The sequence below is a fragment of the Acinetobacter sp. RUH 2624 genome (assembly GCF_000162375.2).
GTDB classification, from domain to species: Bacteria; Pseudomonadota; Gammaproteobacteria; order Pseudomonadales; family Moraxellaceae; genus Acinetobacter; species Acinetobacter nosocomialis.
This window is the reverse complement of record NZ_KI391940.1, coordinates 432873-447753: the sequence shown is the minus strand read 5'-3', so window position 1 is coordinate 447753 and position 14881 is coordinate 432873. Positions and strand designations below refer to the sequence as shown.

Below are 14881 nucleotides of genomic sequence, written 5' to 3'. Positions count from 1 at the left end.
TGAGATTTATATGTCTGAGTTGAAACAAGATCAGTACTGGATGCAGCAAGCCATTGAACTTGCCAAACGAGGACTCTATTCGACAAAACCAAATCCAAATGTCGGTTGTGTTATTGTCAAAGACAATCAAGTGATTGGTGAAGGTTTTCATCCGAAAGCTGGTCAACCTCATGCTGAAGTTTTTGCGCTGCGTCAGGCGGGTGAACAAGCACAAGGCGCAACTGCTTATGTGACGCTTGAGCCGTGTGCTCATTATGGACGAACCCCGCCGTGTGCTGAAGCATTGGTTAAAGCACAGGTTAAAAAAGTGGTGGTGGCGTGTCCCGATCCCAATCCGCTTGTTGCAGGTAAAGGTGTTCAGATCTTAAAAAATGCCGGTATTGAAGTAGAAATCGGGATTTGTGAAGATTTAGCAGCCAAACTTAATCAAGGCTTTTTAAAAGCGATGTCTACGGGCATGCCATATGTGCGTTTAAAAGTTGCTTCTAGTTTAGATGGGCGTACTGCAATGGCATCGGGTGAGTCGAAGTGGATTACTGGTTCTGCTGCTCGTCAAGATGTCCAACATTGGCGTGCGATTTCAGGTGCCGTGATTACAGGTATTGATACTGTGATTGCTGATGACTGTCAGCTTAATGTACGGTCACTCCATAATCTTGATATCGAAACAGTTGCGCAGCCAAAACGGGTAATTCTAGATCGAAGAGGGCGTTTACCGCTCACTGCTAAAATTTTAGAAAATCCTGAAACTGTCATGGTGATGGGGCCATATCGTCAGGAACTTGCTGACTTAGGCGTGATACAATTAGAAATTCAGCCTTTAAAAACACTATTACAGGCCTTATCTAAGCAATACCAAATTTATGATGTGCTGGTTGAAGCTGGCGCAACATTGTCTACCGCCTTTTTGCAAGAAGGTTTGGTGGATGAAATGATCAGTTATGTTGCCCCGACTTTATTGGGGCAAAGTGCAAGAGCCATGTTCAACGCAGATTTTGAATATATGGCACAGCAACTTCGTTTTAAACTTCTTGATGTAATACAACTTGATCAAGATATACGCTTAAGGTTAATCCCTACGCAAGAGAAAGTATGAATTCAGAGCCTTCGGTTTACCACAAACGTCGTCATGCAGCCCGCACGACAGACGAATATCTTTTTCATCAGCTTGTACCATACTTGGGTAACAAGCGCCGATTGCTCCACTTGATTTTAGAAGCTCTGGAAATTACAGGGACGCTGAACAGCAAGAAAAAGAATCCTCCGATTTTTGCCGACTTCTTCGCAGGTAGTGGTGTGGTGTCTCGCTTGGCACGCCAAAACGGTTACCGAGTCATTGCAAATGACTGGGAACCTTATAGCCATGCTTTAAATCATGCAATTTTAGCGTGTGTCGATGCACCCGCGTTTAAAGAGCTTGGTGGCTACCAGAAAGCCATCGATTATTTAAACCGCTTACCTGAGGTTAAAGGTTGGGTAACGCATAACCTTTGCCCTCGTAATGATGATGTCTATGATCCATCTCGTGACCGTTTGTTCTTTAAGCGTCGTAATGGTATGCGCATTGATGCGATTCGCCAGCAGATTGCAACATGGCAGGCACAGGGCGCAATTAATGATGTAGAAATGAGTGCCTTGCTTGCGCCATTACTCTATTCGGCAAGTTTTGTGAGTAATACCAGTGGTGTATTTAAAAGCTTCCACCAAGGGTGGGGCGGACGTACACAAACGGCCTTAGAACGAATTGAATCATTGCTGTGGCTCACACCGAGCCGTTTTTGTGAGATTGGTGACCGTAAACGCCCTGCTGCTGAAATGTGGTGTGTAGATGCTCAGCATTTAGCAAACCAGATGAGCGGTTTTGAAGTAGATGTAGCCTATCTTGATCCACCTTATAACCAGCATGCTTATAGTAGTAACTACCATGTTCTAAATGCATTGACGTTATGGGATCAAGTCGATTTACCACCGCCAGATACGAAAGGCTATAAGAGTGGTATTGACCGTGCATGGCGTAAAGAACGTCCAAGTCCTTATAACTCTTCTAAACATGCAAAAGATGCGTATGAAAAATTACTTTCAACCATCAATGCACGTTATATTCTGACCAGTTATTCGACCGATGGTAATATTGAGCCAAAAGACTTACTGATGGCCAATCTGGAGCGTGGAAAAGTCACTTTATTGACTCAAGATGTTCCACGTTATCGCGTAAGTAAACAACGTCAGTCAGAGCGCGCACGTGTGCTTGAGTTTATTGTGATTACAGATACTCATGCCAAACCAGGGCCGCCGTTACGTCAATTGTTAGGCCAGCTTTACCACTTTGCCGAGCTAGGTGGTGTAGATACTTCAGGTAACAGTACGCAGCTCGCACTTTGGTAAGCGCTGCAATTTAAGCAGTGTAAAAGATTTGGAGATTGAGCCATGTTTACAGGCATTATTGAAAGTTTAGGTAAAGTAGAAAGCCTGCAAAGTGTAGGTGGCGATGTGCGTTTACGTATTCAAACCGATTTGGATATGTCGGATGTACATTTAGGTGACTCAATTGCAACCAATGGGATCTGTCTCACCGTTATTGAGTGGGGAGACAACTGGTACGCAGCTGATGTTTCTCGCGAAAGTTTAAACCGTACCACTTTAGGTAACTGGAAAGTGGGTCAACGTGTCAATGTGGAAAAGGCGATGCTGCCAATAACCCGTTTTGGTGGACACATTGTAAGTGGTCATGTTGATGGTGTAGGTGAAATTACCGTAGTCCGTGAAGATGCTCGCTCAATTTATTATGAAGTGACAGCACCTGTAGAACTTGCTAAATACTTAGCAGAGAAAGGTTCTGTGACAGTAGATGGTATTAGTTTAACCATTAATCATTTACGCGGTAATATTTTAAGTTTGAACTTAATTCCGCACACAGCAGAACGTACCAATATTGGAACATGGCAAGTCGGTAGCAAAGTTAACCTTGAAGTTGATGTATTAGCACGTTATATCGAGCGTTTATTACTGGGTGATAAAGCTGCTGAACAAAAAACCGAGTCAAATATTAGTATGGCTTTCTTAGCTGAAAATGGCTTTTTAAAATAAAGTTTTAAATCGCTAAAATAAAAAACCGGACATATGTTCCGGTTTTTTATTTTTGAAATTAATGTTTGGTCAGAGTAACCGAGTGTGTGCCAACCCAGGGTTTATTATGCTGGGTACGTGTAATTGAAAACTCACCTTTTTCTGACGCTCGTGTGAGTAAAATTGAAAGTGAATTAAAGTCGTTGTGACTCATATAAAGTTCTTGTGCTGAAAATGTCCATTGCTCACCCTGATTAAGCTGCTCAAGTTGCATTGAAATCTGATGTGGAATGTCCATTTTTACCCTCATTAATTTTCATAAATACATATGCATTATTCTAATAATTATTTGAACTAAAAGAATATTATGCATGACTATTTTGTGACAATTAAATGTCATTTTTATGACAAGGAGCGTTGTATAAACTTTACTTTTCTATTTTTTCATCAGAAAACTTAGAATTTTTTAAAATATATTCAATTTCTTCTTGAGCTGCCGAATTTAGCTTAGCTCGGAAAGCCGTAACAGACTGTTCAATTAAGTTCTCAGCTTCAAGCTCTAAACGAATACGTAAACTTTCAAGCTCAGATAAGATTTGATCATCGGTAATGCTAAGTTTTACCCCAGAAGAGTAGTTCACTGCTGGTGTTTCAGGATTTTTCTGATAACGCGCAGTGTGTTCAGCAACTTCTTGTTCTAAATGACTGCGGAAAGCTTGTAGAGCTTGAGTTTGTTCACTAAATTTACGAACTTCGTCTGCTTGTAATTCAGCAGCATAGGCTGCTTCCATTGCGCGCTTATCTGCAAGAGACTTTTCTAAAGCAAGCTGACGACGAATACGTGCCTGTTCGATTAACTCTGCTTTTAAGTCAGCATAAGCTTGTTCAATGTTTTGCTGTGATTCTAGCTGTGCCTTCTCATCATTGAGTACCCAAAGTTGAATAGGCGTCTGAGGCTCTAATAAATCACAAATACGTGCCAAATCCTGTTGATAGGCATGACGGACAGCTTCAGGCGCATTTAACCATCTTTTTTTAAAATCTTGCCCGACATTTAATGCCACCACAGTTCTCCTTTGCTCAACAGTATCTACATTTTAGCGCGTTATAATTTAAAGGTTCGAGGTTCTATACCTAAACGACGATACATTTTAAATTTTTCTCGGCCAATTTGCTTGGCTGCTTCATTATTTTCAACAATTTCTATAATGTGGCTAAAATGATTCACTTGTTCAAGTGCATGATTGTTAAAATTAAATACCAACCAGCCTTGTTCAGAAGGTTGTTTAGCCGAAATACATACTGCTGCGTCTGCCTGATCAATCCCATGTGCAATGAAACTGGTCGGATCAAAGCTCCACAATTTTTCATCAAGTGTTTGTTGTAACTGTACATCTGGGCAATACCACCAGATATTTGAATGTTTCAGCAAGATCTTTCGACATAAACGGCAAGCACTATCGACTTGCCGTTCTTCACTGGTTTCAAACAGATAAAAGCTAACTTTAGCCATTCGTATTTACACGGTTAGCCAAGAATTGCATAAGTAGTGGTACTGGACGGCCAGTTGCACCTTTTGCTGTACCTGATAACCAAGCTGTTCCTGCTACATCTAGATGAGCCCAACGATAGTCACGAGTAAAACGCTCAAGGAAGCAGGCTGCTGTAATTGCACCACCATGTGGTCCACCAATGTTAGCGATGTCTGCAAAAGGTGAGTCCAAGAGTTCTTGATAATCATCAATCACTGGCATGCGCCATACACGGTCGAATGACTGCTCACCAGCTTGTTGTAGCTCAGTTGCTAAAGCATCGTCAGGAGAGAATAAACCGCTTAACACTTTACCTAATGCCACTACACAAGCACCAGTTAATGTTGCGATATCAATCACAACTGCCGGATTGAAACGTTTGATATACGTTAACGTATCGCAAAGAACTAAACGGCCTTCAGCGTCAGTATTTAAAATTTCAACAGTTTGGCCGCTCATGGTCGTTACGATATCGCCTGGGCGGGTCGCTTTACCCGAAGGCATATTTTCTGCTGCTGCAATCGCACCTACCACATGAATTGGAAGGCGTGCTTCACATAGTGCGCGAATCGTACCAAGTACAGAGGCTGCACCACACATATCGAACTTCATTTCATCCATGCCAAGGCCTGGTTTTAAAGAAATACCGCCTGTATCAAAAGTAACGCCTTTGCCGACAAGTACGACAGGGGCTTGTTCAAGCTGTGCTTGGTATTCAAGAGTGACAATACGACCCGGACGCTCAGATCCTTTACTCACAGCAAGGAAAGCATACATGCCTAAGTCAGCCATTTGCTGCTCATTTAAGACAGTCACTTTGAGTAAATCAGGGAATTCTGCTGCTAAAGCTAAAGCCTGTTCAGCCAAATATTCAGGGAAACAGATATTACCTGGACGGTTACCTAAGTCACGCGCAAAAGATTGACCAGATTGTACGGCATGTACTAAAGCAAGTTGATTTTCATTAAGGCTAGTATGTGGACTAATTAAATCAACTTGTTGTAACACAAATTCATTTTTTTTCGATTTAAACTCATCATAACCATAAGCTGCTTGAGTTAAGCTTAATGCAAATAAATAATGGTATTCGACAGGTAATGCAGCAATATCAATTGCGATATGCTTAAATTTATTTTGTGTCGATTTGATAATGGTTTGTGCCAATTTTGCTAACTTAACTGCTTGAAGTTCAGCTGCTTTTCCTAAACCAAGTAGTTGGCTGTGAGGTTGAGTGCTAAGCTGACCAAATAATGGCAGTGTCTCATTGAAGTTAGCTTTATATTGAGTCGCCGTAAGAATACTTTCTAGGTTATTGATTTGATATGTATTGAGGTTGCTTTGTAGCTGTTCTGAATCAACTAAAACCCACAAAGATTCATTAGATGTCTGTTCAGGAAAAGTTGTATAAGTTGTAAATTTCATGGCTGCCGTGATTGCCTATAGAAAGTTATGTTGGATTAAAACATTGAAACACTTTCAAGCATAGCGTTGCAATGTGCGGTTTTATATTTTTAACATTCGGGTAAACTAGCGTTCGTCCCGTTTAGCCTTTTGGAAGTATTAATTTGATTATTCGGCGTTATCTCGTCAAGCAAGTTGTCTCTACCTCATTGGTGGTCATCGCATTATTGACCCTAATCATGATGGGTGGTCGTCTGATCAAATACTTTGGTGTGGCGGCACAGGGGCGTTTAGATGCAAGTATTTTATTTAGCATCATTGGATACCGTTTACCTGAATTTTTAACCCTCATTTTACCACTGGGATTTTTTATTGGTTTAATGTTGGTGTTTGGTCGTTTATATGTTGACCATGAAATGGCTGTCTTGAATGGTAGTGGCGTAAGCCGTCATCAATTGGCACGCTTACTCATTCCAATGACACTGGTTTATATGGTTTGTCAGTCTGTGCTTATGCTGTGGATGACGCCGTGGGGACTACGTGAATTTGAAAAATTAACAACGACCCAAGCTGTAAGGACAGGCTTTGACTTGGTTCGACCAAGAGAGTTTATTTCTTCAGGACCTTATACGATTTATGCAGGTTCACTGTCGGAAGACCGTAAAAACCTCAAAGATATTTTCTTTTACCAGCGGGCTGCCAAAGAAGGTAAACCAGATGTCATGATTTTGGCCAAAGAGGCAACACGTGTTGAGGTTGCCAATGATACTGCCAATGTCGTCGATCTGGTTCAAGGGCGCCGTTATGAAATATATCCGGGACAACCTAAATATACGCAAGCAGAGTTTCAGTCTTATCGTTTAAGACTTGAGAATGATAAAGACGTCAAGTTTGAGAGTAGTGACGTAGAGGCACTTCCAACCTCTAAACTATTGGCTAAAACAAATGATCCAGTCATTAGAAGTGAATTAGGTTGGCGTTTATTCGGTCCGTTTACCATTATTGTTGCTCTTATGATGTCGGTTGCGTTGTCTGAGGTGAGTCCTCGACAAGGTCGTTATTATCGTCTCATTCCATCTATTTTTATTTTTGCGAGCTTGATTGTACTTATGATTGCGATTAAGACTCGTATTAGTAAAGGTGAGCTCGATATTTGGGCGTATCCAGCGGCTTTATTGGTTTATGCAATTGCAGCTGCCATATTTTCACGTAAACAGAAATTAGGGCCGAAAATCAAGAAACAGATCAAGCGAGTGAAATTATAATGTTAGCACGTCGAATAGTCGCCAAATATGTGACGAAAACCACTGCGCTTGCAATGTTTGGTACCACCATTGTCTTATCTGTTTTGCAAGTCTTGTTTACCTATTTAGGTGAACTGGGTGAGTTAAAGCCTGACTATAATGCATGGCAAGCTTTTATCTATGTGTTATGGGGTGCTCCTCGTTATCTATATGAAATTTTGCCTATTTCAGCCTTAATTGGTGCGGTAATTGGATTGGGCGCTTTAGCATCCAACAGTGAACTCATCGTGATGCGCTCGGTTGGGATCAGTTTATGGCGTATTGTGGGCTGGGTAATGCGCTCAGCTTTGCTACTGATTGTTTTATCTTTTGCGTTAAGTGAATGGGTTGTTCCCTATACCAATGAGAAAGCACAAAGTATCAAAAGTCATCGTTCAGTTGCTGCTCTAGGCGAAGTAAAAGGCTATTGGTCAAGAGAAGGGCAACGTTTTATTTATATTGACTATGCGAACTCACAAGGAAACTTAAGAGATATTCAGGTTGTCGACTTTGATAAAGAATATCACTTGCAGTCTGTAATTAATGCAGAGCAAGGAAAGTTTATTAAAGACGGTCAATGGTCTTTGCAAAAAGCCAGCCAGACAGACATTCTTACAGATGGTAATTCGATACTAAATAATCATGATCAGCAGTCTTTAGGATTGGCTCTACAACCTAAATATGTCCACATGGTGACTTTAGACCCTGAAGACTTATCTCCAAGTCAGCTCATTAGTTTTATGCGCTATATGGATGAATATAGCCAAGTTCCTAAAACTTACCAATTGGCTTTCTGGCAAAAAGTTGCTTCTCCATTTTCATTGATTACGCTTGTATTAGTGGCTTGTTCTTTTATTTTTGGTCCACTGCGTCAACAGTCAATGGGCTTTCGTTTGGTGATCGCACTCTTTATCGGTTTAGGCTTTTATTACTTACAAGATTTCTTGGGTTACGCAAGTTTGGTATACGCGCCTTCACCAGCGTGGTTTGTACTTGTACCTATTATTTTAATGTTTGGTGCCGGTAGTTACTTACTTTACCGTGCTCGCTAATTCGAAAGAATATAAATGGCTTTCTCAATGAGATGCATTGGTGAAAGCCATAGGAAAAAATAGAGTCTTCACCGAAAATTCGGTAAGATATGGCGATGAAATTGTAGACAAAAGAGAAATTGATTATGACGGATGCAACTGCTGGCAAGATCCCTCACGTTCTGGTCATTATGGATGGTGTTGGACACCGTGAAGCGATTGAAGATAATGCTTTTCTTGCAGCAAAAACCCCGAATTTAACTGCAATGAAAGCAAAGCATCCAAATAGTCTTATTTCTGGTTCTGGTGAAGATGTAGGTCTACCTGATGGACAAATGGGTAATTCTGAAGTTGGCCATATGAATCTTGGCGCTGGACGTGTGTTGTATCAAGATTTTACCCGTATTACTAAAGACATCCGTACTGGCGACTTTTTCAAACATGAAGTATTAATTGATGCTGTTGAAAAAGCCAAAGATGCTGGTGGTGCAGTTCATATTATGGGCTTGCTCTCAGAAGGTGGCGTTCACTCACATGAAGACCACATTGTGGCGATGTGTGAACTCGCATTAAAACGTGGTGCAAAAGTTTATCTTCATGCATTCCTTGATGGTCGTGATACTCCTCCACGTAGTGCACAATCTTCACTAGAAAAATTAGACGCTCTATTTGCTCAATATGAAGGCAAGGGCCGTATTGCAACTATGATTGGCCGCTATTTTGCAATGGATCGCGATAATCGTTGGGACCGTGTAGAACAGGCTTACCGTCTATTGACCGAAGGTGAAGCAGTTCGTACTGCAAATACTGCTGTTGAAGGTTTAGAACTTGCATATGCAGCCAATGAAAATGATGAATTTGTGAAAGCAACTCGTATTGGTGATGTGGCTAAAGTTCAAGATGGCGATAGCGTTGTTTTCATGAACTTCCGTGCTGACCGTGCTCGTGAAATTACACGTGCGTTTGTTGAAAAGGACTTCGCAGGTTTTGAGCGTAAAGTTGTACCGAACCTTTCTAAATTTGTCATGTTGACACGTTATCAGGCCAGCATTGATGCACCTGTGGCATATATGCCTGAAGAGTTGAAAAACTCACTTGGTGAATATTTATCTTCTCTTGGCAAAACGCAATTACGTATTGCTGAAACAGAAAAATATGCGCATGTGACTTTCTTCTTTAGTGGTGGTCGAGAAGATGAATACCCAGGTGAGAAGCGTATTCTAATTCCATCACCAAACGTTGCGACATATGATCTAAAGCCTGAAATGAGTGCTTATGAAGTAACTGATGAACTCGTTAAGGCAATTAACTCGGGTGAGTACGATTTACTTGTTGTGAATTATGCCAATGGTGATATGGTCGGTCATACAGGCGTATTTGATGCCGCGGTTAAGGCGGTTGAAGCAGTTGATACATGTTTAGGTCGTGTATACGAAGCTGTGATGGCCAAGAAAGGTCATATGCTTATTACTGCTGACCATGGTAATGTTGAGCAAATGCAGGACTACGAAAGTGGCCAAGTTCATACTCAACATACAACAGAGCTTGTACCATTTATTTATGTTGGTCCAACACAAGCGACTATCGCAGAAGGTGGTGTACTTGCAGATGTTGCACCGACTATCCTTCATCTAATGCAGATTCCTGTACCTGCGGAAATGCAAGGTCGTAATCTGATTACATTATCTGCATAAGCGATAGGTGACTAAATGCTGCAACACAATATATATAAAGCTTTTTTGGGTAGTGTATTGATGTGTTGCAGCCAGTTTGCTCTTGCTGCTCCTGTTGTAAAAGAAAAATTATCGCCTCAGCATGCTGATTCACCAGAATCAGAAGAAAGTTATGCAGAAGTCCCTATTGAGTCGATTCAGCAGTTTGTACAAATTTATGGGATTGTTCGCGATAACTATGTCGATGAAAAATCGGACGATGCTTTATTTTTACAAGCAATTAAAGGTCTTGTTAGTGGTCTAGACCGTTACTCACGCTATTTGTCAGCTGAAGAATACCGTCAACTCATTCAATACACCGAAGGTGATCTTGCTTCGGTTGATTTTGCATTAAGCCCAGAAGCACATGTCCATAAATGGATGATTCGTGACCTAAAGGCAGGTTCTGATTCATATAAACTAGGCTTGAGAAATGGACAGACCATTTTAAAGATAGATAATCAGGAACTTAAAAATCTAACCCAAGATCAGGTGCTTGGTTTGTTGTATGGTTCAATAGGTTCAACGCTGCAAGTACAGACAGAAGAGTCAAATACCCCAATCAGTTTAGTCCGTAATAAAAAGATTGAAACTGATATCGAACCTGTCATGTTACATAATCAGGTATTGGTACTAAAAATTAGAGTATTCCAGCAAGATACCGCCAATGAGATTAAACGTTTAATTGAAGAAAATAGTTCTTCGCGTTTAAAAGCTGTATTAATTGATTTAAGAAATAACCCAGGCGGGCTGCTATCTGCTGCTGTTGAGTCAGCCGATTTATTTTTAAATCATGGCATTATTGTTTCTACAAAAAGTCGTTCAGAAGGTAATCAGCAATTTCAGGCTTTACCGGGAAATGATTTTCAAAATATAAAAGTTGGTATTTTAATTAATCACCGATCTGCCTCGGCAGCAGAAGTTTTTACTGCTGCAATGAAAGAGCATCAACGTGCTTGGGTCATCGGTGAAAAAAGTTATGGAAAGGGCGTTGTACAGAAACTTTTCCCTTTGCCAAGTGGGGCAGCCTTGCAAATGACGGTCTCACATTACTACACGCCAAATGGTAATATGATCGAAGGTCAAGGTATTCAGCCTAACCAGACCTATCCCTTGCCTCCAGAAATGAAAGACGAAGTTTATTTAGAGCGTGTTGCCGACCTACTTCTAAAAAGGAAGTAAGCTTTATACTTCCTGTTCAGTTTCAGTATCTAACCCAAATTTCTTCAAACGGTAGCGTAAAGAACGGAAAGTCATTCCTAATTTTTTAGCTGCTAAGGTTCGATTCCAATGGGTCATATTGAGTGCATTGAGCAGAATATCTTTTTCAATACTCTCTAAATAACGTTCTAGACCCTCACTTGGTAATTTTTTTACAATCTGTGGCGTAGCTACGGGATTCTGCAAGCTTTGAGATACCGTTGCGATTGAATTAGAAATATTTGCTCTTAAAGGGGCTGGGTGCAAATGCGGTACATCAATATTGGCATCGTCACTTAAAGTAATTGCTCGCTCAATCATATTTCTTAATTCGCGAACATTGCCGGGAAAGTGTTGTTGTAGCAGATAAGTTTCAGCAGCCTCAGTTAATTGTTTAAGTGGGGTTTCCCACTCCATACAAATTTTCTGAATAAAGTGATTCGCAAGTAACAAGACATCTTCACCACGTTCGCGTAAAGGCGGTAACATGAGATCCATAACATGGATTCGGAAGAATAAATCCTGACGAAATTTGCCTTGTCGAACCAATAACTCTAAGTCTTGATGACTCGCACTAATCACCCGAAAATCAACATCAATTTCCTGATCGGAACCGACAGGACGAATCTTTTTTTCTTGTACTGCACGTAGTAATTTAACCTGCATACTGAGTGGTAATTCGGCAATTTCATCTAAAAATAAACTGCCACCATGAGCAGATAAAATGAGGCCTTGTTTGTCTTGCGTTGCCCCTGTAAAGCTACCTTTTTTATGTCCGAACAGCTCGCTTTCCATCAGTTCAGTTGGAATAGCGCCACAGTTAATCGCAATAAAAGGCCCTTCACTACGGTTACTCAGCCGATGAACTAGGTTGGCAACCACTTCTTTACCTGTTCCAGACTCGCCAGTAACAAATACAGGTGCTTGAGAACGAGCAATTTTTTTAATTGCGATGCGTAGTTGTTGAATAGGCTGAGAGCGGCCGATTAATAATTTGTTTTCTAGAGCACTCTCTGCAAAATCATGCTCTATTTTTTGCCGATTTAAGGCTTTCTGTAATAATTGATCTAGATGTACTTGGTTGACCGGTTTGCTTACAAAATCAAAAGCACCTGCTTTTAATGCTGCAATTGCAATATCCATATTGCCGTAAGCAGTTAAAACCGCAATGGGTGTGTTTGTATAATTTTGAGAGACATGTTTGACTAACTCTAACCCACTCCCATCGGGTAAGTTTAGATCGGTTAAACATGCATCGTAATGAAACTGTGTGAAGAGTTGTTTGGCCTGTTCAACCCGATAAGCAAGATGTGTTTTAATCCCCATTCGTGCAAGTGTCATTTGCATTAAAAGGCACAAATCTTCCTCATCGTCTACAAGCAAAACGAGTGGTTGCTGTTCTGCCATTTCCCCAAAAACCTAATAAAAAAATCAATATATTATTGGGCATTCTATTCTGAAGCATGCCCCTTGTATTTGCTCTACATAGGTGAGCTTTGCATGGTTTGCCTCACAAAAACTATGAGACAAGTATAATCCTAAACCAGTTCCATTAATTTCGGTACTAAAAAATGGTTTAAATAATTGAGATATATCACGTTTTGAAACACCTTCACCGTAATCGATCACATCAATATAAATTTTATTTGTTTGTGAATGAATGTTTATCATGACATTCGGTGAGTCGGGTGCATTGTGTCGTAAAGCATTTCGCACTAAATTGATCATGACTTGTCTTAGTTGTTTTTCGTCAAATAAAAATTTTAAAGAACGATCAGAAATTTTGAGTTGAATTGAGTGCTTAACGTCAGATAAATCTTCATCGAGTAGCGTATTTATAAAATTGTTTAAGTCAATCTGAATAGGGTGTGTTCTTTCGCTACGAGCAAGTCCTAAGGTGTCCTGAACAATACTATCAATGCGTTTAGTTTGCTTGCCAATCATATGGCGTAAAGTATTTTGTTGTTCGAGATCACTATCTTTAAGTAACTCATTTGCTTGAACAATTGCAGCCAGAGGATTGCGGATTTCATGTGCAATACTTGCCGAGAGTTGCCCTAAAGCGGCAAGTTTGAGTTGCTGTGCTTGCTGATTAATTTGTTGGGCATCTTGTAAAATGAGTAGTGTCAGAGCTTGTTGTGGCACTAAAAGATGCTGCACTTTAATATTAATGGAATAAGCCGATAGCCGAGACTCAAAAATAAATCGGTCATTTTCTTTTAAGTCGCCAAACTTCAATATTTCAAATAAATCGGCATGCCACTTTGCTAAAGGATATTTTTCATTGGCAAACTGGGGAGGAATACCAAGCAATGAACAAGCAGCGGGATTGCTAACAACAATGTCGTAATTTTCGTCTAAAACTAAATAGCCTTGTTCAATTTGCTCTAAAATATAACGGTTAATATTTTGAAGCTGGTAAAGCTCGATTGACTGGTGAAAGGTGAGTGCTTCAAGTAATTTAAAGCGCTGCACTGCAATTTGTCCAATCCCGTGAACAACGAAAAATAAAAAAGCTAATAAAGCGCTATTACCGATTGTGTTTAGATTGTTGTAGTCAAATAAACTACCCACGAAGCGTTGGTAAATAACCGCAATAACCGCAAGTAAGGTAATAACTAAAGACACTCTTGCACTGAGCAAAATCGCCGAAGTAAAGATAGCAATCACATACAGCAAACTAATTTGTAAATTAGGCTCCCCAGCAGAAAATGAAAGGAGGCTTAAACAAATAATGTCGACAATAAAAAATAAAATAAGCTGCCGAGTAGTTTGGATAGCAATAAATTTAAAGCATAACAATTGCACAAGACTTACAATTGAATAGCTTAGTAAAGTGTAAAAATATAAAGAGGGTTGCTGCAAACTATTGTCGGTTTGAGCATTGGTTAAAACCAAAATAATATTCAGGCTAACCGCAATAATAAGACGGTATAAACCATACCAAGTGCCCAAACGAAAAATCGTATGGGACAGGGATGAATTTAAAGGAGAGTGCATGTAAGTCTGATTATGGTTTGATCAGACCGTAACGAATCGCAAGATGTGTGAGTTTTACATCACTATCAATTCCTAACTTTTCAAAAATACGGTAACGGTAAGTATTTACAGTTTTCACACTTACAAAAAGTTTATCGGCAATTTCTTGTGCGCTAATACAGTTAACGACCATCATCGCAACTTGCATTTCCCGCTCCGATAACGAATCGAAAGGAGATTGTTGAGTATCAGATAAATAAGAGCTTGCCAGTTGCTCGGCAATATCGGCACTAAAATATTTACCACCCTGCATGACCTTATTAATTGCACGAACCATCTCGGCAATTGGGGCTCCTTTGGTGATATAGCCTTTTGCTCCAGCTTTTAGCAATAAAGATGGGTAGGGTTCTTCGGCAAGGCCACTTACAGCAATCACTTTCGTCTCTGGAGCTGTTTGTAATAAACGACGAGTTGTTTCTACACCACCGATGCCTGGCATGTTGACATCAAGTAGTACGACTTGCGGATGTTGCTGGCGAACGATAGCAATAGCTTCTTCCCCAGATTCGGCTTGTCCAATTACCTCAACATCTGCATGATCTTCTAACATACGGCAAATACCCGTACGTACCAGTTCATGGTCATCGACAACTAAAACTGTAATCAAGAAGACCTCC

At 40.4% G+C, this 14881-nt stretch carries 14 protein-coding genes; 7 read left to right on the top strand and 7 right to left on the bottom strand.

Features of this window, described 5'->3' with window-relative positions; all coding sequences use genetic code 11:
• The first annotated feature begins 10 nt into the window (after positions 1-10).
• Genes ribD through HMPREF0014_RS24140 form a run of 3 tightly spaced genes read left to right on the top strand, consistent with a single transcriptional unit; the run spans position 11 to position 3087 of the window.
• Entirely contained in the window at positions 11-1096 is a 1086-nt protein-coding gene (ribD, locus tag HMPREF0014_RS24150) for a bifunctional diaminohydroxyphosphoribosylaminopyrimidine deaminase/5-amino-6-(5-phosphoribosylamino)uracil reductase RibD (RefSeq protein ID WP_006582288.1), read from the top strand.
• Positions 1093-2385: a DNA adenine methylase gene (locus tag HMPREF0014_RS24145; protein WP_001083669.1), complete on the top strand. Its 1293-nt coding sequence runs from the start codon at positions 1093-1095 to the stop codon at positions 2383-2385. The genes ribD and HMPREF0014_RS24145 overlap by 4 nt, the downstream gene beginning before the upstream one ends.
• 42 nt (positions 2386-2427) lie before the next feature.
• Positions 2428-3087: a riboflavin synthase gene (locus HMPREF0014_RS24140; RefSeq protein WP_006581181.1), complete on the top strand. Its 660-nt coding sequence runs from the start codon at positions 2428-2430 to the stop codon at positions 3085-3087.
• A 58-nt stretch (positions 3088-3145) separates the two neighbouring features.
• Here HMPREF0014_RS24140 and HMPREF0014_RS24135 read toward each other — a convergent pair whose 3' ends face one another.
• The 4 genes from HMPREF0014_RS24135 to HMPREF0014_RS24120 all read right to left on the bottom strand — a co-directional run bounded on the left by HMPREF0014_RS24135 (position 3146) and on the right by HMPREF0014_RS24120 (position 6020).
• Entirely contained in the window at positions 3146-3364 is a 219-nt protein-coding gene (locus tag HMPREF0014_RS24135) for a hypothetical protein (protein ID WP_002048916.1), read from the bottom strand.
• Between the two features lie 130 nt (positions 3365-3494).
• Positions 3495-4133 (bottom strand): hypothetical protein, encoded by a 639-nt coding sequence (locus HMPREF0014_RS24130; RefSeq protein WP_017393526.1) that lies wholly within the window; start codon positions 4131-4133, stop codon positions 3495-3497.
• Positions 4134-4171: 38 nt separating this feature from the next.
• Positions 4172-4579 carry a DNA polymerase III subunit chi gene (locus HMPREF0014_RS24125; RefSeq protein WP_006581179.1) on the bottom strand — a complete coding sequence of 136 codons (408 nt, stop codon included), beginning with the start codon at positions 4577-4579 and terminating at the stop codon, positions 4172-4174.
• On the bottom strand, positions 4572-6020 hold the full coding sequence (locus HMPREF0014_RS24120; protein WP_006581178.1) for a leucyl aminopeptidase: 1449 nt from the start codon (positions 6018-6020) through the stop codon (positions 4572-4574). The genes HMPREF0014_RS24125 and HMPREF0014_RS24120 overlap by 8 nt, the downstream gene beginning before the upstream one ends.
• A gap of 143 nt (positions 6021-6163) precedes the next feature.
• Between HMPREF0014_RS24120 and lptF the strand changes: the two genes are divergently transcribed.
• The 4 genes from lptF (at position 6164) to HMPREF0014_RS24100 (ending at position 11207) form a co-directional block, all read left to right on the top strand.
• Entirely contained in the window at positions 6164-7264 is a 1101-nt protein-coding gene (lptF, locus tag HMPREF0014_RS24115) for an LPS export ABC transporter permease LptF (protein WP_006581177.1), read from the top strand.
• Positions 7264-8334 carry an LPS export ABC transporter permease LptG gene (gene lptG / locus HMPREF0014_RS24110; RefSeq protein ID WP_002048976.1) on the top strand — a complete coding sequence of 357 codons (1071 nt, stop codon included), beginning with the start codon at positions 7264-7266 and terminating at the stop codon, positions 8332-8334. The genes lptF and lptG overlap by 1 nt, the downstream gene beginning before the upstream one ends.
• A 125-nt stretch (positions 8335-8459) precedes the next feature.
• A complete protein-coding gene (gpmI, locus tag HMPREF0014_RS24105; protein ID WP_006581176.1) occupies positions 8460-10007 on the top strand; it encodes a 2,3-bisphosphoglycerate-independent phosphoglycerate mutase in 1548 nt (515 codons plus the stop codon).
• Positions 10008-10022: 15 nt separating this feature from the next.
• A complete protein-coding gene (locus tag HMPREF0014_RS24100; protein ID WP_006581175.1) occupies positions 10023-11207 on the top strand; it encodes a S41 family peptidase in 1185 nt (394 codons plus the stop codon).
• Positions 11208-11210: 3 nt separating this feature from the next.
• Here the strand turns inward: HMPREF0014_RS24100 and HMPREF0014_RS24095 are convergent, their stop codons facing one another.
• Genes HMPREF0014_RS24095 through HMPREF0014_RS24085 form a run of 3 tightly spaced genes read right to left on the bottom strand, consistent with a single transcriptional unit; the run spans position 11211 to position 14871 of the window.
• A complete protein-coding gene (locus HMPREF0014_RS24095; protein WP_006581174.1) occupies positions 11211-12632 on the bottom strand; it encodes a sigma-54 dependent transcriptional regulator in 1422 nt (473 codons plus the stop codon).
• Between the two features lie 24 nt (positions 12633-12656).
• A complete protein-coding gene (locus HMPREF0014_RS24090) occupies positions 12657-14225 on the bottom strand; it encodes a PAS domain-containing sensor histidine kinase (protein WP_006581173.1) in 1569 nt (522 codons plus the stop codon).
• A 10-nt stretch (positions 14226-14235) separates the two neighbouring features.
• Positions 14236-14871 (bottom strand): response regulator, encoded by a 636-nt coding sequence (locus tag HMPREF0014_RS24085; RefSeq protein WP_000633799.1) that lies wholly within the window; start codon positions 14869-14871, stop codon positions 14236-14238.
• Between the last annotated feature and the right edge of the window lie 10 nt (positions 14872-14881).